General features: G+C 41.3%; 28 protein-coding genes. 19 read left to right on the top strand and 9 right to left on the bottom strand.

The genetic code is table 11. The features are described 5' to 3' along the window. Nucleotides 1-6 precede the first annotated feature (6 nt). The 4 genes from LC653_RS21325 to LC653_RS21340 all read right to left on the bottom strand — a co-directional run bounded on the left by LC653_RS21325 (nucleotide 7) and on the right by LC653_RS21340 (nucleotide 6,461). Nucleotides 7-1,530 carry a serine/threonine protein kinase gene (locus tag LC653_RS21325; RefSeq protein ID WP_229496787.1) on the bottom strand — a complete coding sequence of 508 codons (1,524 nt, stop codon included), beginning with the start codon at nucleotides 1,528-1,530 and terminating at the stop codon, nucleotides 7-9. Nucleotides 1,531-1,625: 95 nt separating this feature from the next. Further along, complete coding sequence (locus tag LC653_RS21330) at nucleotides 1,626-3,254, bottom strand: serine/threonine protein kinase (protein WP_229496788.1); 1,629 nt, start codon at nucleotides 3,252-3,254, stop codon at nucleotides 1,626-1,628. Nucleotides 3,255-3,539: 285 nt separating this feature from the next. Beyond that, nucleotides 3,540-4,724 (bottom strand): esterase-like activity of phytase family protein, encoded by a 1,185-nt coding sequence (locus LC653_RS21335; protein WP_229496789.1) that lies wholly within the window; start codon nucleotides 4,722-4,724, stop codon nucleotides 3,540-3,542. A 276-nt stretch (nucleotides 4,725-5,000) separates the two neighbouring features. Beyond that, entirely contained in the window at nucleotides 5,001-6,461 is a 1,461-nt protein-coding gene (locus LC653_RS21340; protein ID WP_229496790.1) for a TM0106 family RecB-like putative nuclease, read from the bottom strand. Between the two features lie 318 nt (nucleotides 6,462-6,779). Here LC653_RS21340 and LC653_RS21345 point away from each other — a divergent pair, with 318 nt between their 5' ends. The 9 genes from LC653_RS21345 (at nucleotide 6,780) to LC653_RS21385 (ending at nucleotide 13,930) form a co-directional block, all read left to right on the top strand. After that, nucleotides 6,780-7,973 (top strand): aminotransferase class V-fold PLP-dependent enzyme, encoded by a 1,194-nt coding sequence (locus LC653_RS21345; RefSeq protein ID WP_229496791.1) that lies wholly within the window; start codon nucleotides 6,780-6,782, stop codon nucleotides 7,971-7,973. Nucleotides 7,974-8,207: 234 nt separating this feature from the next. Then, nucleotides 8,208-9,314, top strand: coding sequence for a glycosyltransferase family protein (locus tag LC653_RS21350; RefSeq protein ID WP_229496792.1), 1,107 nt, complete (start codon nucleotides 8,208-8,210; stop codon nucleotides 9,312-9,314). Between the two features lie 2 nt (nucleotides 9,315-9,316). Beyond that, entirely contained in the window at nucleotides 9,317-9,844 is a 528-nt protein-coding gene (locus LC653_RS21355; protein WP_229496793.1) for a hypothetical protein, read from the top strand. Continuing rightward, entirely contained in the window at nucleotides 9,841-10,065 is a 225-nt protein-coding gene (locus LC653_RS21360; protein ID WP_229496794.1) for a hypothetical protein, read from the top strand. The genes LC653_RS21355 and LC653_RS21360 overlap by 4 nt, the downstream gene beginning before the upstream one ends. Before the next feature lie 43 nt (nucleotides 10,066-10,108). Then, nucleotides 10,109-10,522 carry a secondary thiamine-phosphate synthase enzyme YjbQ gene (locus LC653_RS21365; protein ID WP_229496795.1) on the top strand — a complete coding sequence of 138 codons (414 nt, stop codon included), beginning with the start codon at nucleotides 10,109-10,111 and terminating at the stop codon, nucleotides 10,520-10,522. Between the two features lie 281 nt (nucleotides 10,523-10,803). Then, complete coding sequence (locus tag LC653_RS21370) at nucleotides 10,804-11,553, top strand: hypothetical protein (RefSeq protein WP_229496796.1); 750 nt, start codon at nucleotides 10,804-10,806, stop codon at nucleotides 11,551-11,553. A gap of 38 nt (nucleotides 11,554-11,591) precedes the next feature. Next, nucleotides 11,592-12,380 carry a Nif3-like dinuclear metal center hexameric protein gene (locus tag LC653_RS21375; protein WP_229496797.1) on the top strand — a complete coding sequence of 263 codons (789 nt, stop codon included), beginning with the start codon at nucleotides 11,592-11,594 and terminating at the stop codon, nucleotides 12,378-12,380. 444 nt (nucleotides 12,381-12,824) lie between these two features. After that, nucleotides 12,825-13,043, top strand: a complete 219-nt coding sequence (locus tag LC653_RS21380) for a hypothetical protein (protein ID WP_229454773.1) — start codon at nucleotides 12,825-12,827, stop codon at nucleotides 13,041-13,043. Between the two features lie 575 nt (nucleotides 13,044-13,618). Further along, complete coding sequence (locus tag LC653_RS21385) at nucleotides 13,619-13,930, top strand: DUF6679 family protein (RefSeq protein ID WP_012408115.1); 312 nt, start codon at nucleotides 13,619-13,621, stop codon at nucleotides 13,928-13,930. Between the two features lie 70 nt (nucleotides 13,931-14,000). Here the strand turns inward: LC653_RS21385 and LC653_RS21390 are convergent, their stop codons facing one another. Beyond that, complete coding sequence (locus LC653_RS21390; protein ID WP_229496798.1) at nucleotides 14,001-15,668, bottom strand: MBL fold metallo-hydrolase; 1,668 nt, start codon at nucleotides 15,666-15,668, stop codon at nucleotides 14,001-14,003. Between the two features lie 299 nt (nucleotides 15,669-15,967). After that, nucleotides 15,968-16,090: a DUF8629 family protein gene (locus LC653_RS48295; protein ID WP_041565249.1), complete on the bottom strand. Its 123-nt coding sequence runs from the start codon at nucleotides 16,088-16,090 to the stop codon at nucleotides 15,968-15,970. Nucleotides 16,091-16,507: 417 nt separating this feature from the next. Between LC653_RS48295 and LC653_RS21395 the strand changes: the two genes are divergently transcribed. The 6 genes from LC653_RS21395 (at nucleotide 16,508) to LC653_RS21420 (ending at nucleotide 20,527) form a co-directional block, all read left to right on the top strand. Beyond that, on the top strand, nucleotides 16,508-17,065 hold the full coding sequence (locus LC653_RS21395; protein WP_229496799.1) for an RDD family protein: 558 nt from the start codon (nucleotides 16,508-16,510) through the stop codon (nucleotides 17,063-17,065). Nucleotides 17,066-17,108: 43 nt separating this feature from the next. Continuing rightward, entirely contained in the window at nucleotides 17,109-17,303 is a 195-nt protein-coding gene (rpmG, locus tag LC653_RS21400) for a 50S ribosomal protein L33 (protein ID WP_094333178.1), read from the top strand. A gap of 2 nt (nucleotides 17,304-17,305) precedes the next feature. Further along, complete coding sequence (gene rpsR, locus LC653_RS21405) at nucleotides 17,306-17,521, top strand: 30S ribosomal protein S18 (protein WP_012411240.1); 216 nt, start codon at nucleotides 17,306-17,308, stop codon at nucleotides 17,519-17,521. Between the two features lie 145 nt (nucleotides 17,522-17,666). After that, nucleotides 17,667-19,727: a ribonuclease catalytic domain-containing protein gene (locus LC653_RS21410; protein WP_229496800.1), complete on the top strand. Its 2,061-nt coding sequence runs from the start codon at nucleotides 17,667-17,669 to the stop codon at nucleotides 19,725-19,727. Nucleotides 19,728-19,937: 210 nt separating this feature from the next. Further along, nucleotides 19,938-20,222, top strand: a complete 285-nt coding sequence (locus LC653_RS21415) for a type II toxin-antitoxin system ParD family antitoxin (RefSeq protein WP_229496801.1) — start codon at nucleotides 19,938-19,940, stop codon at nucleotides 20,220-20,222. After that, entirely contained in the window at nucleotides 20,222-20,527 is a 306-nt protein-coding gene (locus tag LC653_RS21420; protein ID WP_229496802.1) for a type II toxin-antitoxin system RelE/ParE family toxin, read from the top strand. Before LC653_RS21415 ends, LC653_RS21420 begins: the two co-directional genes overlap by 1 nt. A 13-nt stretch (nucleotides 20,528-20,540) precedes the next feature. Here the strand turns inward: LC653_RS21420 and LC653_RS21425 are convergent, their stop codons facing one another. Beyond that, nucleotides 20,541-21,074, bottom strand: a complete 534-nt coding sequence (locus tag LC653_RS21425; RefSeq protein WP_229496803.1) for a GrpB family protein — start codon at nucleotides 21,072-21,074, stop codon at nucleotides 20,541-20,543. 113 nt (nucleotides 21,075-21,187) lie between these two features. Here LC653_RS21425 and rpmI point away from each other — a divergent pair, with 113 nt between their 5' ends. The 4 genes from rpmI to LC653_RS21445 all read left to right on the top strand — a co-directional run bounded on the left by rpmI (nucleotide 21,188) and on the right by LC653_RS21445 (nucleotide 23,240). Further along, complete coding sequence (rpmI, locus tag LC653_RS21430) at nucleotides 21,188-21,385, top strand: 50S ribosomal protein L35 (protein WP_109007939.1); 198 nt, start codon at nucleotides 21,188-21,190, stop codon at nucleotides 21,383-21,385. Between the two features lie 19 nt (nucleotides 21,386-21,404). Further along, entirely contained in the window at nucleotides 21,405-21,761 is a 357-nt protein-coding gene (gene rplT / locus LC653_RS21435; protein WP_229496804.1) for a 50S ribosomal protein L20, read from the top strand. 12 nt (nucleotides 21,762-21,773) lie between these two features. Beyond that, nucleotides 21,774-22,586: a transporter substrate-binding domain-containing protein gene (locus LC653_RS21440; protein WP_229496805.1), complete on the top strand. Its 813-nt coding sequence runs from the start codon at nucleotides 21,774-21,776 to the stop codon at nucleotides 22,584-22,586. Between the two features lie 129 nt (nucleotides 22,587-22,715). Further along, the gene (locus LC653_RS21445; RefSeq protein ID WP_229496806.1) at nucleotides 22,716-23,240 is read left to right on the top strand and encodes a tetratricopeptide repeat protein; all 525 of its coding nucleotides are present in this window, start codon (nucleotides 22,716-22,718) and stop codon (nucleotides 23,238-23,240) included. Nucleotides 23,241-23,385: 145 nt separating this feature from the next. Here the strand turns inward: LC653_RS21445 and LC653_RS21450 are convergent, their stop codons facing one another. Together LC653_RS21450 and LC653_RS21455 are read right to left on the bottom strand one after the other, a co-directional pair. Beyond that, a complete protein-coding gene (locus tag LC653_RS21450) occupies nucleotides 23,386-23,667 on the bottom strand; it encodes a hypothetical protein (protein ID WP_229496807.1) in 282 nt (93 codons plus the stop codon). Further along, entirely contained in the window at nucleotides 23,630-23,893 is a 264-nt protein-coding gene (locus LC653_RS21455) for an NINE protein (RefSeq protein ID WP_229496808.1), read from the bottom strand. The genes LC653_RS21450 and LC653_RS21455 overlap by 38 nt, the downstream gene beginning before the upstream one ends. Nucleotides 23,894-23,960 lie beyond the last annotated feature (67 nt).

A 23,960-nucleotide genomic window follows, 5' to 3' on the forward strand; every position in this document is an offset into this window, starting at 1 on the left:
TTTTCGTTAAAACCCTGATAATACAACCTGTGGCTGTGATTCCAGATGCTGCAATATCCGAGATTGCATTTGTTTATACTGCTGCTTTAATAGCTGTTTGCTCAACTGGGGCACAGAAGCTGGTGGTAGACTATGAATTTGTTGCGCCCAGTTTTTCAACATTTGGCGCTGAGTTGGCTCGATGCGACTGCTGAGAACGTTGGTGCAAGAATTTGGTGCTTCCAGAGTAAAGAAAATCAAAGGATAGTGTTCATTTTCAGCCAGCAAACTTACCAGCCTAAGATTTTGGGGATTTTGCATATCTAAGTAGCAGGGTAGCCACTTAGGAGCCAATTGCCGATTGTAGAGTAGAGTCACCCACAACAACATTGGATGAGGGGATGTCATAAAGATAAACTGGTTGTAACGGGTAGAAAGGGCATAGTTTTTGATTTCTTGTTTAGGCAACATTAACCATAGGGCTGTCATAGTTCCCTGTGCGGTGTCTAGAAGCTGGGGAAAAACAATTTCTTGAATTGGTTTATTTTGAGGCCACAAAAGTTTCTGACAGCTTTGTTCTACTGTAATTGGTAAACCTGAATCTAAAGGACGGCTAAGGATGGAGCTAGAGGCTAAAGTTGTAGGTATACTGGGACAATGAGACTCTTCCAAACTGTTTAAAACTTGCAAAATTTGAGCGATATTTTGGGGGCGATCGCTTGGTTTTTTCGCAAGACAAGACATGATTAAATTATTTAGCTTCTGAGGTATTTTAAGAGTAGGTTTAACATCTGCGATCGCTTTTGGTTGCTCAAAGTGATGTGCTTTATACCAAGCGCCAAAGTAATCAGTTTCTGGTTGCCAAGGTTTTTTGCCTGTGAGCATTTCAAACATCATCACACCCAGGCTATAAATATCAGAGCGACTATCTAATTTTTCCCCATCTAGCTGTTCTGGTGAACAGTAGGGTAAAGTGCCATTAAATCCCCTACTTGTACTAACTGTTGATGCATAATTTAAAAATCTAGCAATACCAAAGTCGAGAATTTTAACTAATTCACCCAATATCGGATCAGGAATAACTAAGATATTGGCAGGTTTGATATCTCTATGAACTAACGGAGAAATTTTGCCATCAATATTAATGCCTTGATGGGCGCACTGTAAGCCCAAACAAATTTGGCGGGAGAGAGTCAAAAACATAGGCAGTGGTAGCGGAATTAAATCCTTTAAACTCTTCCCACATAGATATTCCATAACATAATATGGTTTTCCTTTCTCATTCACACCATAATCATACGCCCGCACTATATGTAAGCTCTTTTGACTCAAAGCTGCACTCATTAAAGCTTCACGAGCAAAGTCTTGTTCCATCTTGTTATCTACAACAGTTTGAGTCAAAAATTTGATAGCAACTGGTATGCCTCCTAACAAAATATCATTTGCTAAAAAAACTTCACCCATACCACCGCTACCAATTAATTGCTTGAGTTGATAACGATTGGCAAGCAAGCCCGTACTACTTGGAGATGTAAATAAGCTCTTATTCACTTTATTCACCTCTGCTGCTGAGTCTATTTAAAGTTAACAATACACACATAAAAATATCATTAGGTAATGGTAGCAAGCATTTTGATTGCAAACTTTCAAGAACGTGATAAAAGTTTTAAAAACATCTCCAAAAATTTATCCATCCAATTTTTTAACCCTTCTGTCTCAGCTTTTTGATCTGCGGCTAACTTTCGTAAGATGTCTAACTTCAGCTTTTCATAATCTGCTTTTAGAAGATTTTTGGCTTGATTAGACAGAATTAATTCATTTGAAGGCTGACTCATGTCTAAGCAATCTATAAGTTGCTGGCGCTGGTTAGCTGTAAGGCTTAAAGTTGTTACATGAGCGCAACGAGTTGGATCTTCTATGGCAAAAAATAGTAGATGATAGTAACCTACTTCTGCTAAAGTACGTGCTATATTCTGGCCTTTATTATCTTTCAAATCCAGAAAATAAGGTAGCCACTTAGTCATAGAAGGTTGGGCGTCGTATAGTACTGTTACCCACAATAGCATTGGGTAAACATTCATTTGACTTATAAATTCAGTACCATGTATTTTATCCAAAAATCTTGTAATCTCTTGTTTGGGTAACATTGCCCAAAAAGTTGGTATAGCTCTTTCAGTCGTTTGTAGTAAATGGGGAAACCCAATTGGCGCAATTGGTTTATTTTTAGGCCAATTCTTCTGCAAGCACTCTTTTTCTGATAATAAAGTTACAGGTACTAATTGAACCGGACATGAAAGTTTAATAATGTCACTGTTGTTACTAGGAATACCATCATTAATCTGAACATTAACTTTTTTGAAATCTTCTAATATTTGGTTGATATTTTGAGGGCGATCGCTTACTTCTTTAGCTAAACAACTCATCACTATTTTTTCTAACACTTGCGGAATTTTGACTTGCGGATTCACTTCCTCAAGGGTAGGTGGAATTTGAAAACGATGCGCTTGATACCAAGTACCAAAAGAGTTACTTTTTGTCTGAATCTGAAATGGATGCTTTCCTGTCAGCATCTCAAACATTAGTACTCCCAAACTGTAAATATCAGAGCGCACATCTAGCAATTTGCGTCCTTCCATGTGTTCTGGAGAACAGTAAGGTAAACTGCCAATAAAAGAATCTGTCAGAGTCATTCCACTTCGCTCTGTTAAAAACTTGGCAATACCAAAATCTAGTATTTTAACAATTTCTCGTTGTTTATTATCTTCAGTAATGAATATATTTTCTGGTTTTATATCTCTATGAACAATAGGATAAATCTCTCCTTTGAGGCTGATACCTTGGTGGGCACATTGTAAACCTAAACAAATTTTATTACAAATCTCTAAAAAATTCGATATTGTTAATGGCTGAATTTTGAGAATTTGTTTGAGATTTTTTCCTTGGAGGTATTCCATTACATAAAATGGAGTTTTATCTTCAGTAACGCCGTAACTTAAAATGCGAACAATATGTTTACTTTTGCGACCCAATTGAGCGCCAATAAAAATCTCTCTGGCAAAGCGTTGGGACATGTGCTGGTTAGCCAAATTAAATGATAAGACTTTGACTGCGATCGGCATACCACCTTTAGCAGTATCTTCTGCTAAATAAACTCTACTCATGCCCCCTTTGCCAATCAAATCTCTGATTAAGTAGCGATTATTTAAGAACTGTCCAATGTAATCGTCTAATTCTGCTTTTTGCCCTACCATATTCTCAACTTTGTTTTGTAACATAAAAATCATTTATGAAAAATATTGTTGGCAAAATACTTTGATCAGTCTAGCTAATTATTAAATTTAAATTTAGAAAGTATCATAATTTTGAGAAAATTAATCATATCCTGTAATCATGGTTAATCTATCTGAAAACTTTCCTAAACATTGTGTAACATATTTATTAAGCAATACGGTTGAGAAATTACACGGAAACTACAAATAAGCTAGATAAAGCTGCCTAGTAGATTCCGTGAATACACAGGAGAAAGTAAATGGCAGTAAAGACCCGATACCTCTGTACAGCTAACGGTTGAGATTCGGGAGTAAACGGCGTAATAATCTGATTAGTGGTGTTTCAATTTTAATTTTAAAGGCTAGTATCTGGGTGCGTTGCAGGGCGTTAAAATTGTTATCGCTGATGAGAATTAATGATTGCTGACCATCGGGTAGTTTAGGGCCAAGAGTTAAGCCTTCGATGTTGTCTAGCAGTACATCTAGGGTTCTCAAATCTAATAGCAGTTTTTTCTGAACTGGTTTAATATTCTTGGAGCCAACTGCTAAAAGGCTATTTATCTTATGAATATCATCAGCTTTTTCTAAAGAAACCTGAAACAGGGAAATAGCAAATCCTAAACCAGTAAAAGACCGTTCTAAACTTAGTAAATGCCCTTGATTATCGAGAGCAAGTAAATCAGGTAATCCACTAGCGAATTTGCCAGTCACATTCAAAAAGGGGGAAACTGGTTCTGTTTGGTAAAGAAATTCTTTTTCTGGCCGGTTATTGAGCAAGTTGTATTGCAAAATCCGGCAAGGAGTACCGATGTTAGCTTTCGCTGCGACACCATCTTGAATTAGAGCATTCTCGGTGGCTGTAAATAGATGCTTTTTATCGGGTGTGATGGTGAGGGTTTCAAAAGCCAAATTGTTGCGGATACCTTTTTGATTACTTTTATCTGGCAAAAATTTGTTTGGTATGGGAAGTGTTGCAATTTCTCTACCAGAAGATAGTGAGAATTCTTTAATAAAAGGATTAATTAATTTTGCAGCATCGCCTTCAGAAGAAATAAATACAGTTGCTTTATTAGTTAAGGCAATACCTTCTGTATCAGTTTCACCAGGGCGAAATGTTTGACCATTTTCATTTAATAATGTGGTAACATTGACAGGAACAACTCTACTCTGTTGTAGGGAACCCTTGCTTAAGTCGATTGTCAGGGTGTATAAACGGGCATTAGCTTTTTGTCCACGGTCATCGGAAATAGCATAATAAAAGTTGTTTTTGGCATTATATGTAATTCCAGACAAACCTCCAATTTGAGTTTTTTGTAAGTTTAAACGCTTTGCTAAAGTAGCTTCTCCGATAAAGTCTATGCTACTGATTTCAACAGCATTTATAGGTAAAAATTTTAATAAAAGGATGATAATTATAATCGGGATAAAGAAGTAAATAATTCGTGGAATTTTGAAGATATTTTTAATTAGCTGCATAGATTTTTGCTTGAAGTGGGAAAATTACAAATAAGATATCACGCAATACGGTTCGGTTAAGGTGCATAGTCCTTAAAGATCCCCCTTAGTCCCCCTTAAAAAGGGGGAAATAAAGCCATTATGAGCCCCCCTTTTTTAAGGGGGGTTGGGGGGATCAAGTCTTATCCGAACCGTATTGAGATATCACGCTGAAGCAAGCAGGGTTGCACATCTGTGCGCCGCTACAAATAATATGTATTCCAAGCAATTGAAAATCTTTAAAAAATACGAAATTACTTAAGCTAGCCGCAAACCATATTCATCCTGAAAAAACTTTACAAGCCAGTTTTTCACTGTGAGGGTAGCGCGACAGTCATCTTCGTTGTAGCTTTGAATAATTTCTAGTAAGCTGCGATCGCCTGTTTCTAGCCACTGATCATACCAGTAAATACATTTAGCACCACTAGCTTCTTTTTCGTGCCACTCGAATCCTAACCAACGAGCGATCGCTTTCAGGGCATAACTTTCTACAGGCAATGCTACACTTTGGGTTAATTGTTCATATACATCCACAAATCGACTCAGTACAGGACGCACTAAGGAGGAAGGAGTGTTGTAAAGCCTTGCTAACCGTTTGACTGTATCAAACTCGTAGACACAAAAATGGTAAATTGGCGCTTCGGGATATTGCCAAACCAAATCCAAAAATTGCTGCCAAACTAATTCTTCGTCTTCTGGTTTATCTGCTAAAAACGAATAAAACTGTTCTGTATTGGCAAGTCTATCAACGACCAAAACCCCCAAGAGATAATTTAAATCCAAGTCTGGCTGTGCTTCAATATCAAAGTAAAGCTCTATGGGTGCTGTAAATGTAATATCTTCTGTTGGTAGCGGGTAGGGTAGAATTAAGGGTCGTCTTTCTAATGCGGATTGAGCTTGCACTATCAGCTTGGGCGCTACTTCACTGTCAAAACCAAGCAGGTTTTCTAAGGTGCTGGGACTGGTGTTAGCGAGAGATTCTAGTGTGGTGATGGCTAGGTCTTGGAGTTGAGTGTAGCGAAGAGGTGTTACACCTGGTAATAGTGAGAGATGTTTTTCAGATTGAGCGATCGCATAACATTGACTATACCAATGGCAAAGATTGCATTTTTGCCGAGAAATAAACACTTCTGGCGGATTCGGTAACTCTAAAACTTGAATAAACTCCTCCAGAATCTGCTGCATCCGTGGTGTCCATTTGAGCAAATCCACAGGATAATTTCTATCTTTGGTACGCAATATCAGCCAAGCTGTTTCTGGTGCAAAGTCTTGTATTGCTGCCAATACCTGGGCATGAAATGCGGCAACAACTTGATATTCTTGCTTAGGGCGCTTACCCAGTTCAATACTAGCCGGAACATACATCCAATCTCCAAAGCAGGATTTTCCTGGCCGTTTGACGAGTAAATCTGGACGACTTAGCAGGGTGTATCCCTCAAAATAATTTGCTAACAGTACTCCCTTATAGATGTACTCAACCCCACGCTGCATCAATTCTAAAGTTGCTGCCTCTGCCGCTTCCCAGTTTCCATAAGAATAATCTGGTTGGTGATAAGTCACCTTTGCCAAAGTACTCAGATGATGAGCGATTTTGTCCTGTTGCAGTTTCTGCAGCAACTCATTGGGAGCATCACGCTGACTTTTGTCACCGTGGATATCTAGAAAAGTCCGACGTTTACAGCGTTGGTATTGCAGTAGGAGTTCAGCATTAATTAGCATTCTTTTAAGTTAACAAGAATTAGTACAGTCTGGGAGTAACTCAGACAACTAATAATGGAGTGGGAGAATGGAGGAGATGAGGGGGATGAGGGAGATGAGTAAAAAATAACTAACGATCAATAGACCTCTTGCATAAATCAAACAATTTGAACCCCACCCCGACAATCGTCGCTTTGTCTCCCTGCCCCTAATCCCCAGAGGGGGCCCCGAGTTCCCCGCTCTTCAAGAGGGGTTGGGGGTGGGGTGTTAGCGACTTTTGCAAGAGGTCTAATGACTTTTGACTAATCCAAAATCTACAATCTAAAATCTAAAATTGGTATGACCAGTACTTCTGCCACACAAACCAGGTTGCATAGCCATCGAGAGCAATTTCCCGCTTTGGCGAATAAGACTTATTTCAATTATGGGGGACAAGGGCCGATGCCCCAAAGGGCAATGGATGCGATCGCCCAAACTCAAGCTTATGTTCAGCAAATAGGCCCTTTTGGTAATGAGGCGTATCGCTGGATAGCGCCCCAGACTCAAGCTGCTAGAGTTGCGATCGCTTCAGAGTTACATGCACCAAGCGAAACAATTACTCTTACCCAAAATGTCACTGTTGGCTGTAATATCGCTCTATGGGGCATCGAGTGGCGTGCTGGCGACCATATACTGCTCTCAGACTGCGAACATCCAGGCGTAATTGCCACAACCCAGGAAATCGCACGGAGATTCGCGGTGGAAGTTACCACCTGTCCTCTAAAGGCAACTTTAAATGAGGGCGACCCTGTAAAAGTCATTGCCCAGCACTTACGCCCTAATACCCGTCTTGTAATATTAAGTCATGTTTTCTGGAATACTGGTCAAGTTTTACCTCTTGATAAAATTGCCGAAGTATGCAGGAATAATCATTCTTTTTTACTGATAGATGCTGCCCAATCTGCTGGTTTATTGCCTTTAAACTTGACTGAATTGGGTGTAGATTTTTATGCTTTCACTGGTCACAAATGGTTATGTGGCCCTGCGGGTGCTGGTGGTTTGTATGTCCGACCAGAAGCACGAGAAAGCCTGAAACCTACGTTTATTGGTTTGAATGGCATTGTTGTGGATAGTCAATCTCAGCCTGTAGATTGGCTTCCAGATGGGCGACGATATGAAGTGTCTACATTAGCTTATCCGTTGTATGTTGGGTTACGAGAGGCGATCGCAATCCATCAGCAATGGGGAACCTCACAGGAACGTTACGAGCAAATTTGCCAAAACAGTGACTACCTCTGGCAGCGCTTAGTGGCGTTACCTGATGTCAAATGTCTGCGAACTTCTCCACCCGAAAGCGGTATAGTCTCATTCCAACTCATAAATAATCAGCCCCAAGCTAATCTCAAGTTAGTGCAATTTTTAGACTCACAAAGAATATTAACTCGGACAATTGCCGATCCTAGCTGTATACGCGTTACCGTCCATTACTTTACTTTAGAATCGGAAATCGACCAATTGATTGAGGCGATTCAAAGTTTTTGCAAAACTAATTAAAAATTAGGAGTTATAAGTTATCAATGTGAAAATTATTAGGACTTACGCAAATTATCTCTCAAACTCTGATTTCTCCGTGCCCTCTGTGCCTCTGTGGTTCGTTATTCCGTAACTCGTGCGTAAGTTTTAATTATAATTTTCACTCTTAACTCTGCCGATTTTAGATTTTGGATTGAAGTAAAAATCTAAAATCTAAAGTCTAAAATCCAAAATTGAATGACTCCTAACTTGAAAATGGAACGCCCAATTTTATACTTAGCCATAACTAACCACGGCTTTGGTCATGCTACCCGCATTGCTTCTGTCGCTGCGACAATTCAAAAATTATGTCCAGAAGTTCTGCTAATTCTGGTAACTACTGCCCCACGCTGGTTGTTAGAGTGCTACATAGAAGGCGATTTTATCTATCGTCCCCGTGCATTTGATTTGGGTGTGGTGCAAACCGATAGTTTGACAATGGATAAAGTTGCGACTTTAGAAAAGTTGCTGGATATTAAGAAACATCAAAATTCGCTCATTGCCTCAGAAGTAAATTTTATCCGCCAAAATCGCGTTAATCTCATTTTGGCAGACATTCCCTTCCTCGCTCCTGGGTTTGCCAAAGCTGCAAATATTCCCTGCTGGATGATGAGTAACTTTGGCTGGGACTTTATCTACCGAGATTGGGGAGGTGAATTTACCGCAGTTGCAGATTGGATTAGTGATTGGTACTCAAAGTGCGATCGCTTATTTCGTCTCCCCTTCCACGAACCGATGCAAGCTTTTAACAATATCACAGATGTCGGTTTAACAGGCGGTTCTGCCCGTTACTCTGCTGATGATTTACGTTCTCTTTGGGGAATAACTGCACCAACTGAAAAAACTATTTTGTTGACCTTTGGCGGCTTAGGTTTACAGCAAATCCCATATAATAACCTGCGGCGATTTCCAGATTGGCAATTTATCGTCTTTGATCAATCTGCTCCTGATTTACCTAATTTAGTGAAAATTGATGACCGCAAATACCGCCCTGTCGATTTTATGCCTATTTGTGGACGAGTTGTTTCTAAACCTGGTTACAGCACTTTTTCGGAAGCCACAATACTAGGAGTGCCTATTGTTACTATGCCGCGTGATGACTTTGCCGAAGCAACTTTTCTAGTAGAAGGCATAACTAATTATAACCAGCATCAAATCATCACCCCATCTGAGTTTTTTCAAGGGAGTTGGGATTTTCTGCGTGAATTACCTCAATCACCCAAGCAATCTGAACTAATTGCTAAGGATGGTAATGAAGCGATCGCTCATACTGTAATTAATTATTTCGAGTCGAATAAAGCTCTTCAAAAGAATATAAATTAATAATGGAAGATCCGACAATAGACGAAGAAACGTTGGAATTAGCCGCTCAAGATGTGCGTCGAGTGCTAGAAAGGCAAAAAGAAGAGCGGCAAATTTTAATCACCCAGATGAACATCCTATTTGTCACAAACAGCGCAATGCTAAGTTTTTTAACAATATCGAAATTGATTACTATATTTAGTATCTTCAGTGCGTTAGAGATACTATTATTTTTCATCAACTTTCTGCTACTAATCTGGGCTTTGTTACCACGTAAGTTTTTTGTCAGCCCCAATCTAGAAAAACAGAAAGAAAACGAGGAAAAGAAAGAAAAACTAAACTTTCCAGAAGATTATTTGATATTTACGCCTCAAGAATACAATTTACAGATGTTAGCTGACTTCAGAGAGACTTATAATAATAACCAGAAGCAAGTAGACGATATTTCCCTAGCCTTGAAATATGCTACTGGTGTTACGGCTGGAATTGCTATGATTGCATTGTTACATCAAGTAACAGTTTATTTCATTCCTGAACTACAAAAATTATGAATACCAACCAAGACGATACAACATCTTCTAAAAAGAGTTTAGAACTGCCAGAACCAAACTTAGATAACATTACAGCTTTATCTCACAATCTGCCTAACACACCTATCATCCCCGATGTCCTCAAAGAGTTTGTAAATGCGGTGTTAAGTCTCTTTAGGAGAAGACATACTCAGTCTAACGATCAAGCAACCGCAGAACAACAACCAAATCAAGCAGACTGAACGGCTAATTAGCTTTTACTGTCATCAATAATTACTGTTTTAAATGACTCACTACCAAAAGCTACTAAAAATTTCCACCACTGGTAAATCTTTTTACAACATCACTGCGAAAATTGAAGCCACAGTTGCAGAATCAGGAGTTGAAACTGGTCTTTGTACTCTATTTTTACGCCACACTTCAGCCAGTTTAGTCATCCAAGAAAATGCCGATCCCGATGTCCTTGTGGATTTAGCTAACTTTATGGCAAAACTCGTGCCAGAATCGGGAAAATACATTCATGATGCAGAAGGCCCCGATGATATGCCGGCACACATTCGTACCGCACTCACCCACACTTCTGAACATATCCCCATTAATTGTGGTCATTTAGTACTGGGAACTTGGCAAGGAATTTATATTTGGGAACACCGCCAACGCAGTCATTTAAGAGAATTGGTTGTCCATATCTCTGGATAGCCGATTCTCAAGTTTTATTTATTTAAGGTGGAGTCCTGTAGAGTTTAAATACTCTGGTTATCCCGTTTACCCTTTGGCTATAATCTCATAAACTCGCGGTAATATACATGAAATAAATTTTGCCGCGATCGCTTTGTCATGAAAATTAATCAAATCCACACTAAATAATTAGTGTCAATTTGTGAATTCAAAAGTAAAGTTTATTTGTGATTATTTAAGAAATTCATTTTTTCGATATAAGCTAATATTTAGTGTAAGCTGTATGGGCTATTTCAATTACTATGAAACAAGAACTGACACCAACTCATACTTTCCAATTTATTGATGAAATACTTGCCCAACAGTCTATTAATCTATTATCACTTAATCCCAAGAAAACATTAATTACCAGTTTCGCAGAATTGGAAAATTTAATTACTGAAGAAAACACCGAAATTCAACTCCTCATAACCTTTCAGGAAACTCTCGAAAGCATAGTCCGTACTCAGTTGCAAAACTTCCCAGAAAACATATTCTGGGATTTTGATTTTCTGGTAAGCAGTATGCTAAGGCAGGCTCTCATAGCAGATGAGGGTGCTGTTACTTTTTTAAAGCTTTTTGGGGAAAAAATGGTTTTACTGACGGAAATGTTCGGCATTAAAACAGAAATTCGCTTCCGTTACGTTCACGATTTTATGTATGGGTTTGACTGGGCAAGATGGGTACAAAAAGAGCCACAAAAACGCGCACACATAGAGCCTTTTAGTCTGGTTTTTTTGGATTATTTGCTCGTCAAAGGGAAAGAACTTTTACAACGGATTAATCACGGTCAGGTTACATCTTATAAACTATGTGATACAGGCTACCGTAATCCCTTCACTTTTTCTCGTGAACCAGAAGATGAATATCGTCTGCTAACTTGTCTTGCTGAAGAAGAACTTATCCCAGTAGCAGTGTGGAACTGGAATGCAAGCCCTGTCTGGAACAAACCTTTCCAAGAAATGCGCCAGCAATTAGCATTAAAATTAAATATTCAACCACAGAGACACTGATTAGCAATTAAAATTAAAAATTGCTGAAGAAAATAGTTATGAAAATTGCTGACTTAATTACTTGGTTTGAAGCATGGGCAAATCCCGCTTGGTGTGAAAGTTGGGATAATTGCGGCTGGCAGATTGAACCAGGAGTGTTGCAGGAAAAAGCACGGGTTTTGGTATGTTTGACACCGACTTTGGCAGTAATGCAGGAAGCGATCGCAGAAAATGCTAACCTGATATTTACTCATCATCCCTTGATTTTTACTCCTCCCAAATCTTTACGTACTGGTGAAGCGATCGCAGAAATGCTACGGTTATCCTTTACCCACAATATTGGTATTTATACTGCCCACACGAATTTTGACCAAGTGCAGGATGGGACTGCTGACGTTTTAGCTCAAATTTTAGAACTCAAAGAAGTTACTCCTATACAACCTACACAAGGAGGGTTAGGATATGGTCGTGTTGGTTTGCTAGAGCCATTTATGACATTACAGGAATTACTCGTAGCCATTCAAACACGACTTGCTCCCCCTAATTTGATTTTTTCCCCAAGTGCTGATTTACAGCAAACAATTTCACGAGTTGCTGTTTTGGGTGGTTCGGGGGCTAGTTACATTTCATCTGTCGCCAAAACTGGTGCCCAAGCTTATCTGACTTCTGACTGTAAGTTTCATCAGTTTCAAGAAAGCCGCGATCGCAATCTCATTTTAATCGATGCCGGACATTACGCTACCGAACGTCCGGCTTGCGATCGCTTAGTGCAAAAATTCCAGTCCTTAAACTTAGACTGGGTGCAATTAAGTCAGAAGGATGAAGATTTCCGCCAGTTTTTTGCTTGATTGCTTATGTTTCACTACATTTTTAAGATACTTGCTTAAAAATTTCCCTGTCTTTTAAAATTGTTAAATTAACCTGAGTTCGGGTTAAGCCAGAAGCTAAAAAGCTTATTCTGTAAGGATTGAGCAAAACTCTAAGTGATAAAGGAAGCGATTAAAGTGTAATCATTTTGTCAATAAGGCTCACAAATAAGTCTAATATCAACAATATGCCTTATTGAGAATAGATTAAAACAGAGCTTCAGATCGAACAATGATAAATCAAGGGTTTTGAGGATTTCTTATCCCGAACTCAGGTTAAATATCATATTGTGACCCATTGATGTGATCTAAATCACTAATTAGGTGTAATGATAATCACATGATATTCATGTTCCATATCAATTAGGATTACAGGGAAATGTTCCACACTTGACATAACAATTTGTTTACTCTGTCCTAACCAAGATGATTCGCACACTCGTTGAATCTGCTTTCCAAACTGGATATCTTAGTGTTGAATCTGAGGGATTACTCCATCAAGTGCTAGTCACTAAATGCTGGAAGGAAGAGGATTTGTCAGCCCTCGCAGCCCTATACGATGCAGTTCGGGCAGGTAAAATTAAACGAGAAGCGTCCTCGTCGAACGTGCTTATGGAATTTCCGCTACCGTATAAATCTTGCTGATACTGCAAAATAAGTGGAGGGTAATTTTCTCATGTTTCCCCTCTGCCCCCCATTTCCTTAGCTATCATCAGGCAAAAACCTGCAAAACTCAAAATTATTTAGGTGTTGTTGTTGAAAATCATCAAGGTCAGCAAGAGAATGAGTTAAGATCGTATACACATGGGTAAAAGTAAAACCAAGTCCCCGGACTTCCCAGCAATGCCAATGATTAAAAGTAGGCAAGTTAAACAACCGCAATCAACGATTGGTTTTGAGTATTCTTTATTACATAATAGTAACAAGGACTCACCAGCAAATATGAGCCTGGTTAGGACAGGTTCGGAATTGTTTGACTTCGATGAAGCAGACATTGAGTAGAATGAGCCGGAGGGAGATTGAGTTCATTGCTAAAGCAAGCATTGATTTATGACCCAAAATTTTCCAATATTTGACAACTACATGCAAGTTTTGGGATTGGGTGATGAAGCGTACTTGTTCTGAACGGTGAAATTAACCTCTTAAAGGTGTAATGTAATTGGGTAGAACCCAGATTTTGACAGGTTTAACTACGTTGTTTAAAAAGGCAGAAACAGTACATGCTACACCGCAAGATTTATCAACTCTGTTGCGATGGGCGCGAGGTATGTGTTTTCTTGCGGGACCAGCAACGCTGGATTGAACGCGCCCGCATCATCGACATAGAGGGAGATTTAGTGACCCTACGCTATGAAACAGAAGAAGAGGACGAAGTTTGTTCTTGGGAAGAAATGGTTCGCCTCGAGAGCATTGGTGCTGTAACCCAAAAACTGGCTTCAGTACCACGCGGTAATGTGGAACCTTTGATGACTGAAGACTGTCCCGAAGCCGAACGCATCCACAACCGTTACACTGACTCGAATCCAGAATAATTAGTCATTAGTCATTAGTCATTAGTCATTAGTCATTAATTAAAAATGACAAAGGGCACCGGATTAATGACTATTGGCTATCATTCAAACCTTCAAAAGCAGGACAGTAACCTTCTAGAGTTACCTTAAAATTATACAATGGGGAAGCTGGATTCCAACACCGCTGCCCCCTTTGATGTCGGCAAGTACCGCAACAGTCTACATCTGTCCATGTATAGCGATCGCTATTTTGGTTGAGCAATTCTCGTTGAGACAATCCCCTCAATACTAGTTCTTCGCCTTGCCAACGAGCTTCGATTAAACCAGTATCAGCAAATTGCCGCCAACGCGGATCGGTAGTAATCACATCGGCTAAGGTGATTGTGATTACTGTTCCCACCTCTGTCAGTTCACCTTCGTAGTTAGTTTCTGGTGCTGCCGGTTGTAAAAATGTATCGCCAATAGGCAATTCTACTAAAGTGTCAGCCGCCGGGGAATGGATATGATAGCGGTTTTGCAACTCCTCTAAGCTAGTCAGGTCTGCCAAGTAGGCAGGAGAACCGTGAATAAAAATGACGTGCTGGGGTCGCAAATTATGAATTAGCTGCGTAGTACCAGGGCCATCACTATGTTGAGCCAGGAGATAAGTTTCAATAGTGGTGGGTGTTAAATATTCTTTATTAACTTTTATATCAATTTTTTCTGGTAGCAGGATCAGCCAAGGCCCAGTGTCTAGTTGGCAGTGCTTACCCAAATCATCTGTTGAGTCGGTGAGGACTATACAAGGTGACTTACCCACAGTGGGACGATGTTCTGCTTGTAAACGGCGCACGCGGGGACGTACCCGTTCATCCCAAAATAAGGGTTGATGGCGGGCGAAGTTCTGTACAGATGGGGGAAGGTGGGGTAGCAGTTCTAGGTAGGCATCACAGCCAGTAGCGACAGCACCATCTACCCAGATATCTAAATCTCGTCCGGTGAAGTGGTGATGAGAGCGTAAGAGCATTAATAATTCTTGACCCAATCCTAAAGCAGGAGTGGGAAGGATCACAGAACAATGGTCAGCGATCGCGCGATTAATTCTTTCTGCTAGTTGATTCTCTTGGTTGCGGCGGTGAGGATGACGGGATGTGCCATAACTGCCTTCAATAATTAGCACATCCAAGTCTAATCCTCGCAGTTCCTCTAAACGCAAACCTTCTACCAACCGGGAGTTTGACAGGAAAAAATCTCCTGTATACAGTAGCTTATAAGTACGATGCTTAGTGGTGTAGGTAAGGAGAATTGCCACTGCCCCTGGTAGATGCCCTGCGGGGAATAATTCTGCTACCAAACCATCTTGGAATTCCACAGGCGATCGCAACGGCAAGGCGTGACAAAATTCGGAAATTTTCTCAGGATCTTGGTCTAGCCAATTCAACGGCAGTAACTTGCTGGTTACTTCGCTACCATAAATAGGTAACTTTGGAAAAGCTTTATGTAGTGCCAGTAAGCCTCTGGCGTGGTCTGGGTGGGCGTGACTAATCAAAACGAAATCTGCTGGTGAGGGCGAACTAACTCCACGTACCGACTTAGTAACCCCCTTCGCCAGCGATGAAATATCCTCCAAACCACAATCCAATAGGATGCGGTGTGGGCCCATCTTCACCAATAAACACACGCCCTCATCGTAATGCTGGACACTATAGGGGAAACATTCTAATTCACTACCCCCTTCCGCAGCATCTACGCGAGAGGATGCCGATAGATTATCCCTCATGCTCTCCTCCCCTCAAACCTCATCATCATGGACATATCCCAAAAGCCAAAAATTACACAAATTTTGGTTTTGTGACTTAGGGGTAAGTTTTATCGTGCGCCCCTACACCCTGAGAATACAGATTTTTGATTGGGGAGGACGCCTCCACTGAACCCGCACTGGTTCAGAAAGGTGGACTAACGAGAAGCCATCAAATTACTAGCTCAAAGATGCCTCTTGTTTCTTTTCCCTTTGCAAGTTCTGAACGCTCTTAGCAAACTCACCCTACGGGAAGTCGCCCAAGCGTTTACAGATTTATCTCAATGTGCAGAGCCATTGCCGTGATAGTTATCTGAATCATAAAATCCATTTTTCGTGCCAAAAAATAAGCACGAAAGCGTAAAGATAACTGTCAATCCAGCTAGAATCAGCTTTACATCCATTTTTTTGCTGCCCCTTACTTAAAGACTTTCCTATATTAATTTAGTGCTTCCGCAATCAAATGTAATCACTAGAAAATCTTTACTATGCTTATGTGGATTGGGCAATAGGTAAATTTACCGCAATCAGTCAGATTGTAGAACCTTTCGGTTCACCTGTCCATTGATCTAGATGTAAAGCAATATGACTCCAGGAGCAATCCTCTACACCCTCTAAAAATCCTCAGTAGTTAGGATTGACCCACTGTTCAAATCAGCTTTTGAGGCTCTTTAAATACAAACGTTTAATAATTTACTAAACTTTACCAAAAATGCTCTGTTCATTCAAAACTAGTCTAAACGCCAAACCCAAGCCGTCACCTTAATATTAAAAACAGGAGCAATTATTTCCCAACCCCTCAATAAAAATACCTGTGTTGTATGAGTATCGAACGACTTCCCCAAAAACACTATCCCAAAGCTGAAATTGGGCGGCGAGGTATGGCATTGGGGCTTGATTTCCTTGGTGTCTGGTTAGTCAGTTCCCTACTGGGAGGCGGCGATATCGGGATTCAATTTGTGCAAATCCTCGTTTTTGTGATACTTTGGCTGATTTTGCGGGTGCTGGTGGTATACAACAATCAAGGGCAAAGTTTAGGGCGTTGGGCGTTCGATTTAAAGGTATTGGAAGTTGAAGATGGGGAAGTAGTGGGCAGAGTTCCAGATTTGCTCTCACTGGTGAAGCGAGAGGCGATCATCGGCTTGGGTGCGCTTTTAGTGTCAATTGCCCTGAGCAATATTAGAGCCAATCCCACTGCTATACTGCTAGTACTTCCCCTAGCAATTGATTGTGGGACTGCCTTCTCTGATACCCAGATGCGGCAGGCTTTACACGATCGCTATTGTGGAACTTTCATCGTTTCGTCGCGTCGTGGCTACTCGCTCGACATAAAAATTAAAAAATTAGTTGATAATATGCGGCGGAATGTGAGAAGATAGTCATTTGTGTTAATTCTCTTCAGGCTTCACTGTTTGTAAGATTATGGCTAAGAGTAAAGGTGCCCGCATTATTGTGACACTAGAGTGTACCGAGTGTCGGACAAATTCAGACAAGCGTTCTGCTGGTGTTTCACGTTATACCAGCACCAAGAATCGCCGCAACACCACTAACCGGCTAGAACTGAAAAAGTTCTGCACCCACTGCAACAAACATACCGTTCACAAGGAAATTAAGTAGAGATGAGTTATTTCCGTCGTCGCCTTTCTCCGATCAAGCCAGGAGAACCAATCGATTATAAAGATGTTGATTTACTGCGTAAGTTTGTCACCGAGCGGGGTAAGATATTGCCACGTCGGATTACTGGGCTTACATCTCAGCAACAGCGAGAGTTGACATTAGCAATTAAACGTTCGCGGATTGTGGCTTTGTTGCCATTTATCAATGCGGAAGGCTAAAAAGAGGAGAGACGCGATTAATCGCGTCTGTACAGGAGAGACGCGATTAATCGCGTCTGTACAGGAGTTAAGAATCAAAACTCCTAACTCCTAACTCCTAACTTAAAACTATTTAAACTGTTCACCAAATTAAAGTGCGAGAGTTGTGGAGAAGGGGACGCTAGTTGAATTTAGGGTTCAAGGCGATCGCCGTCTGGGCATCGTAGAACGTCCAGACGGAAAAACCCGCTGGTTTGTGGTAGACGAACGTGGTCAATCCCACAGCCTCGCGCCTAGACAAATAACTTATACAGTTACCGGGCAAACGTACAAGCCCTCAGAGATTGCCAATTTTCTGGAGCAGGTCAAGCCTTATTTAGATCCATCTAGCTTAGAAGTGGCTTGGGAACTACTGGTTGAAGATGGGGAAACAGTCACCCCTGACCAAATGGCAAATTTGCTATTTTCTGAATCAAGTGCGCCTCCTTGTTACGCCGCCCATTGCTTGTTATCAGACGACAAACTTTATTTCAAGCAAAAAGGAGACGCTTACGAGCCGCGAACTGCTGCTCAGGTGGCAGAACGCCAGCACCAGATGGAAGTAGAGGCACTAAAAGCTAAGGGACAGCAGGAATTTTTAACTCGTGTAGAGCAGGCGCTCAAAGGTGAAGCAGTAGAATGGGGGCGTCATGATCGCCAGCGCTTAGAAGGACTCGAAAAATACGCAGCGCTGCTTGCTGACACCGTGCGGACAGGGGTCAATTATGACTCTTTGGCTCGCGCTTATCCGCCAAGCGCTCCAGTATTAGAAACTATGACCATGCTGGGACGGCCCACAACACCTCAAGGGGCCTTTCAACTGTTGGTGGATTTGGGTTGCTGGAGTCCTTATGAAAACTTGTTCCTGCGTCGTTCTTCAATTCCAATCCAATTTCCTAATAAGGTATTAGAAGTGGCGCAACAGCGTTTGGATTTCCCGCCGATTGACTCAGATACAAACCGCCTTGATCTGACTCACCTGAAGGTGTACACCATTGATGATGAAACTACCACAGAGATCGACGATGGTCTGAGTTGGGAAGTACTCCCCGATGGCCAAGAACGCCTGTGGGTGCATATCGCCGATCCCACTCGATGGTTAGTACCGGAAGATGAATTAGATTTGGAAGCCAGAAAGCGGGGTAGTACAGTCTATTTACCTACGGGGATGATTCCCATGTTCCCAGAGGTATTAGCAACTGGGCCGATGAGTCTGATCCAGGGACGGGTTTGTTACGCCCTCAGTTTCGGAATTATTTTAGGTACAAGTGGGGTAGTAGAAGATTATAGCATTCATACCAGCTTGATTAAGCCGACTTATCGTCTCACCTACGAAGATGTAGATGAAATGCTGCAATTACGGGTACAGGCAGAACCGGAAATTGCAGCGATCGCAACTTGGGCACAGAAGCGCAAAGCTTGGCGTTATGCTCAAGGGGCAATTAGCATCACCATGCCGGAAGCGATGATCAAAGTCAAAGGTGATGAGATCAATATTGACATTTTGGACGATTCCCCATCGCGGCAAGTAGTAGCAGAAATGATGATTGTTGCCGGTGAAGTTGCGGCTCGTTATGGTAAAGCTCATAACATACCTTTGCCCTTTCGCGGTCAGCCGCAACCAGAATTACCCCCAGAAGAGGAATTGCTGTTACTTCCCGCCGGGTTTGTTCGCGCTTGCGCTATGCGTCGTTGTATGCCCAAGAGCGAAATGAGCATTACGCCTCTGCGCCATGCTGGTTTAGGTTTGGATACTTACACCCAAGCAACCTCTCCCATCCGTCGTTACAGTGACTTGCTTACCCACTTCCAACTTAAAGCCCATTTGCGCGGTGAAGTTTTACCATTTTCCGCAGATCAACTTAAAGAAGTGATGATGACTGTTACCAGCATTACCCAAGAGGTGACGATGGTAGAACGGCAAACTAATAGATATTATGCTCTAGAGTATTTACGCCGTCATCCAGAGGAAACTTGGGAGGTAACAGTGTTAATGTGGCTGCGGGAAGACAGCAACTTGGCTCTAATTTTGTTAGAAGATTTGGGCTTGCAGTTACCAATGGTTTTCAAACGTTCTGTGAAGCTGGGCGAACAGATACTGGTGAAAGTTAGCCACGCCGATCCGCAAAAAGATATGATCCAGTTTCAAGAAATAGTTTATCAAGAAGCCCAAACAGCAGCAAATTAATTCGTAATGACGCTCGAATACTCGCTAACGCTGCGCTAACGTAATTCGTAATTCGTAATTATTGGTGAAACACTGGCGCCTAATTGTCTTTCTTGGTGATCTTTAATTAGTTGAGGATTTAGGCCCCAATTGATTCAATTACGAATTATTTTAATCTTGCTCTAACCCCCGTCGGTTAGGATATAGGGTAAATGGAATGAGGTAATAGTTGTGAATATATCTTTGACCCCAGAATTGGAGCAGTTGGTTAAGGATAAGGTTAGTAGTGGGAAATATCACTCAGTTAGTGAGGTGATGGGTGAAGCATTGAGATTGCTAGAAGAACGCGATCGCATTCGAGAGCAGCGTCTAGCAGAATTGAAAGCTAAAATCCAAGAAGGAATAGAAGCCTCAGAGCGTGGTGAAGTAGTCGATGGCGAAGAGGTGTTTGCAGAAATTGAAGAAGATATCCGACGCGCCCAAGCCCAAATGCAACAAGCAGAGGCTGCTAAATAATGAGTCGGTATGTTTTAACAATTCCAGCCAAGCAAGACCTCAAGGAGATTAATCGCTATATTATCCGTTTTAATCCTGCTGCGGCTCGAAGATTCAATGAAAAATTTAAACAGCAGTGTAAATTGCTGGCTGATTTCTCTAACATGGGGCAAAGTTGCGATAATTTTATAAGCGGTTTACGGAGTTTCCCCGTAGAAGATTATTTGATATTTTATCGTCCCATTGATGACGGTGTGGAAGTTGTGCGTGTTATCAGTGGTTATCGGGATTTAGAGACAGTTTTCTTAAGTGAGGATATTCCTTAAAATTGCATTTGATCTAAGGAATTTTCCCCATCTCCTCACACCGTGCTTTTGACATCACAGCCCGGATATAATCATTTTTACCATTGGTATAAGCCTCGCGATCGCTCCGAAAAGTTGCCGCCAAATCGCGTTTTAAAGCTTCATATCGTTTCGCCTCTTCAGGATGCCTTATAAGATAGTCGCAAAATAGCTTGCGTTCCCAAAATTCGCTGTTAACCCCGACTATGTGAACATGGTGAGTACGTTGCTTTCCGTATGGTGGCATTCCTTTGACAAAAAACATCCGTCCAGGACGTGGATCTTCACGCCAATAAACGTATCCTAAAGATTCTAAAGTTGGAATAGCAGATTTTGCATTTACTAAGGAACGGACTCCTACCATGATGTCAACAACTGGCTTGGCTGCCATTCCTGGTACTGCCGTACTCCCAATATGTGCAATTTCCACAACCAAGTCATTGCCTAGTACCTGCCAAATACGCTCGGCTTCTTGTGCAAACAAAGTCTGCCAACGTGGGTCATATTCGACTATATTTACTTCATCCATCGGTGAAATTAATTTTATCTACAGAGGCCGTACTTGGTTAAATCCTTTATTTAATTTCCATTCAAGCAATTTTATTAGTATAATAATGGATCGTGTCGAATTAAAGCTAGACCATGCCTAAACTAAAGACTCGTAAAGCTGCGGCAAAGCGATTCCGTGCCACCGGCACCGGCAAAATCGTCCGTCGTAAAGCTTTCAAAAGCCACCTTTTAGAACATAAGAGTTCTGACAAAAAGCGTAGTATGCGTCAGAGTGCGCTTGTACATGAACGCGATGAACTTAACGTGCGCTTGATGCTCCCATATTTGTAAGTATTTTAGGAAATAAGTTATGACTCGGGTAAAACGCGGTAATGTAGCTCGGAAGCGCCGCAATAAAATTCTCAAACTGGCGAAAGGTTTTCGCGGTTCTCACTCAACTCTGTTTAGAACTGCCAACCAACAAGTGATGAAGGCGCTACGGAGTGCCTACCGCGATCGCAAAAAGAAAAAGCGCGATTTTCGCCGTCTCTGGATCACCCGCATCAACGCTGCTTCAAGGCAACACGGCTTGAGCTACAGCCAGTTGATCGGTAACTTGAAAAAAGCTGATATCCAACTAAATCGCAAGATGTTGGCACAATTAGCAGTCCTCGATCCAGCTAGCTTCAGTAAAGTTGCTGAATTGGCAAATCAAGCTAAAGGATAAAGGTGGCAAGGGATGTATAACAGATGTAACAGATGGCAAGTAATTACTCGGTTACATCTGGTATTATCCGCCACTATTTTTTGCATATCTTGCTTTTCCATAGTGGGGACAGGACTAACTGCATCTGCTGCCGAAATGCCAGAAATTCAGCAGCGAGGCTATCTAACTGTTGCCGTTAAAGATAACTTGCGTCCATTGGGATTTAGAGATGCCAAGGGTAATTTGCAAGGCTTAGAAATTGACTTGGCACAGCGATTGGCACTTGACTTGGTTGGTACCGAGGCTGTCAAATTGAAACCCGTAGCGAATCGCGATCGCTTGTCTGTAGTCTTAGACAAGAAAGTTGATTTTGCGATCGCTAGGGTAACAGCAACTGAATCTCGCAGCCGCATAATTAGTTTCAGTGTTCCCTACTATTTGGATAGCACTGTATTAGTTACAAAAGACGCCTCTGTGCAGAAATTGAGTGATTTGGCAAAACAAAAAATTGCTGTACTCAACAACTCCAGCACCATTGCGAAAGTGCGTTACTTTGTGTCAAACGCCGAGTTGATAGGAGTGAATTCATATCAAGAAGCGCGAGAGAAAATAGAAAGTAATGCAGCCTTTGCATTTGCCGCAGATGCTAGCGTTCTGAGCGGTTGGGTGCAACAATATCCCCAATATCGGCTACTGCCAATTAAGCTATCAACTGAACCCTTGTCTGTAGTCATGCCCAAGGGATTGCAGTACGATGAATTACGACGGAATGTGAATGAAGCGATCGCTCGTTACTTAGCAGAAGGTTGGCTCCAGCAACGTGTTCAATATTGGGGTTTACCGTAAGTTGGTCATTAGTCATTGGTCATTGGTCATTGGTCATTAGTGAATAACAAAGGGCAAATGACAACTGACAAAGGACAATAGGCTGATAATAGATTACAGAAGCAACTTTTAATATTTGTATTTGCAGCAATGGATAACAGTCTAGCCGTTGTTTATCTCTCAGTTTTGGTGGGTATACTCACAATTGCAGCCGTGGGTGTTTTTCGCCAGATTTTCAAAACTCGTAAGATTGAAGGCTCCTTTGGAAGATTGCGGAAGAAGTTAGAGAAAGAAAAAGGTACGACTCAAGAATATTATGAGTTAGCCAGTATTTATTCAGACAAAAAAATGTATTCCCAAGCGATACTGCTGTTTCAAAAAGCTATCAAAGCTGCCCAAGAAGAGGGAGAAGAAAATATTGCCCCTATTTACAACGGGCTGGGTTATATTTATTTTACCCAAGAGCAATATGACCTAGCAATTCGTCAGTATAAAGAAGCCCTAAAAGCTAAACCAGACTACGTAACAGGGTTGAATAATCTTGGTCACGCTTATGAGAAGAAAAAGTTAACTACTCAGGCGTTACAAAGTTACGAAGAAGCACTAAAATTGGCTCCAAATAACCCTATTGCTAAACGCCGTGCTGAATCTTTACGTCGGTTGGTTTCTGCTTAATTGCTAACGGATCATAATTGATCAGTTATGAAGAGAGGATTATAGCCTTGATTTTCCGTAGGGGCAATTCATGAATTGCCCCTGCATTTCGTACTTGATGCGTAAGTCCTAAATATGAAAATATATGAATATTTACTCTTAAACCTTACACATCAAAGTGATAACGGATAGCTCCAGTATTTGGATCATTGTTGACCTCAGCGTACCCTATCTTCGTTGCTTCAAGAAGCAACTCTTTCAGATGCTCTGATTCTAGCTCAGTATACATAGCCGCTTGAGCGATGGAAAGTTGCCCATTATGTTCCTTTGCAGCTTTGAGCAGCTTCTGCATTGGACTACCTGTAGATATTGGTGGCTGTATCGGTTGTAACTGTTGAAGTTGGGGAATATCACCAATGTTCAACGTAATTGATTGATTGATTGACACTAGGGCTTCCATTACCATGTAACCCACGCAGATAAATATTTCGCTTGTCAACCATACCAGGAATGAGAGCCAAATCGATTAGTTGACCAATCCCAAAAAAACCAATTGTGAAGAAATATATCAAACCACTACCAATCTGTCCGGTGTAGAATCTTTGCCCACCACAGATACCAAAGAAGCACAAACACCAAAGAATGTATGCGACACCTGAATTTGCTTGCTGCATGACAGTGTACTCCAATTTTCTATGAATACCTGTATACAGTGTTCCCAGGTTTGAATGTAAAGCTAAC

This window comes from Nostoc mirabile CHAB5784, from assembly GCF_020829645.1.
In the GTDB taxonomy this organism is placed as follows: Bacteria; Cyanobacteriota; Cyanobacteriia; order Cyanobacteriales; family Nostocaceae; genus Nostoc; species Nostoc mirabile.

What these genes read in the sequence shown, in the direction of transcription:
- LC653_RS21330 (WP_229496788.1), bottom strand. Translation starts at nt 3,254, where the DNA reads ATGTTACAAAACAAAGTTGAGAATATGGTAGGGCAAAAAGCAGAATTA.
- LC653_RS21335 (WP_229496789.1), bottom strand. Translation starts at nt 4,724, where the DNA reads ATGCAGCTAATTAAAAATATCTTCAAAATTCCACGAATTATTTACTTC.
- LC653_RS21340 (WP_229496790.1), bottom strand. Translation starts at nt 6,461, where the DNA reads ATGCTAATTAATGCTGAACTCCTACTGCAATACCAACGCTGTAAACGT.
- LC653_RS21345 (WP_229496791.1), top strand. Translation starts at nt 6,780, where the DNA reads ATGACCAGTACTTCTGCCACACAAACCAGGTTGCATAGCCATCGAGAG.
- LC653_RS21350 (WP_229496792.1), top strand. Translation starts at nt 8,208, where the DNA reads ATGGAACGCCCAATTTTATACTTAGCCATAACTAACCACGGCTTTGGT.
- LC653_RS21355 (WP_229496793.1), top strand. Translation starts at nt 9,317, where the DNA reads ATGGAAGATCCGACAATAGACGAAGAAACGTTGGAATTAGCCGCTCAA.
- LC653_RS21360 (WP_229496794.1), top strand. Translation starts at nt 9,841, where the DNA reads ATGAATACCAACCAAGACGATACAACATCTTCTAAAAAGAGTTTAGAA.
- LC653_RS21365 (WP_229496795.1), top strand. Translation starts at nt 10,109, where the DNA reads ATGACTCACTACCAAAAGCTACTAAAAATTTCCACCACTGGTAAATCT.
- LC653_RS21370 (WP_229496796.1), top strand. Translation starts at nt 10,804, where the DNA reads ATGAAACAAGAACTGACACCAACTCATACTTTCCAATTTATTGATGAA.
- LC653_RS21375 (WP_229496797.1), top strand. Translation starts at nt 11,592, where the DNA reads ATGAAAATTGCTGACTTAATTACTTGGTTTGAAGCATGGGCAAATCCC.
- LC653_RS21380 (WP_229454773.1), top strand. Translation starts at nt 12,825, where the DNA reads ATGATTCGCACACTCGTTGAATCTGCTTTCCAAACTGGATATCTTAGT.
- LC653_RS21385 (WP_012408115.1), top strand. Translation starts at nt 13,619, where the DNA reads ATGCTACACCGCAAGATTTATCAACTCTGTTGCGATGGGCGCGAGGTA.
- LC653_RS21390 (WP_229496798.1), bottom strand. Translation starts at nt 15,668, where the DNA reads ATGAGGGATAATCTATCGGCATCCTCTCGCGTAGATGCTGCGGAAGGG.
- LC653_RS48295 (WP_041565249.1), bottom strand. Translation starts at nt 16,090, where the DNA reads ATGGATGTAAAGCTGATTCTAGCTGGATTGACAGTTATCTTTACGCTT.
- LC653_RS21395 (WP_229496799.1), top strand. Translation starts at nt 16,508, where the DNA reads ATGAGTATCGAACGACTTCCCCAAAAACACTATCCCAAAGCTGAAATT.
- rpmG (WP_094333178.1), top strand. Translation starts at nt 17,109, where the DNA reads ATGGCTAAGAGTAAAGGTGCCCGCATTATTGTGACACTAGAGTGTACC.
- rpsR (WP_012411240.1), top strand. Translation starts at nt 17,306, where the DNA reads ATGAGTTATTTCCGTCGTCGCCTTTCTCCGATCAAGCCAGGAGAACCA.
- LC653_RS21420 (WP_229496802.1), top strand. Translation starts at nt 20,222, where the DNA reads ATGAGTCGGTATGTTTTAACAATTCCAGCCAAGCAAGACCTCAAGGAG.
- LC653_RS21425 (WP_229496803.1), bottom strand. Translation starts at nt 21,074, where the DNA reads ATGGATGAAGTAAATATAGTCGAATATGACCCACGTTGGCAGACTTTG.
- rpmI (WP_109007939.1), top strand. Translation starts at nt 21,188, where the DNA reads ATGCCTAAACTAAAGACTCGTAAAGCTGCGGCAAAGCGATTCCGTGCC.
- rplT (WP_229496804.1), top strand. Translation starts at nt 21,405, where the DNA reads ATGACTCGGGTAAAACGCGGTAATGTAGCTCGGAAGCGCCGCAATAAA.
- LC653_RS21440 (WP_229496805.1), top strand. Translation starts at nt 21,774, where the DNA reads ATGTATAACAGATGTAACAGATGGCAAGTAATTACTCGGTTACATCTG.
- LC653_RS21445 (WP_229496806.1), top strand. Translation starts at nt 22,716, where the DNA reads ATGGATAACAGTCTAGCCGTTGTTTATCTCTCAGTTTTGGTGGGTATA.
- LC653_RS21455 (WP_229496808.1), bottom strand. Translation starts at nt 23,893, where the DNA reads ATGCAGCAAGCAAATTCAGGTGTCGCATACATTCTTTGGTGTTTGTGC.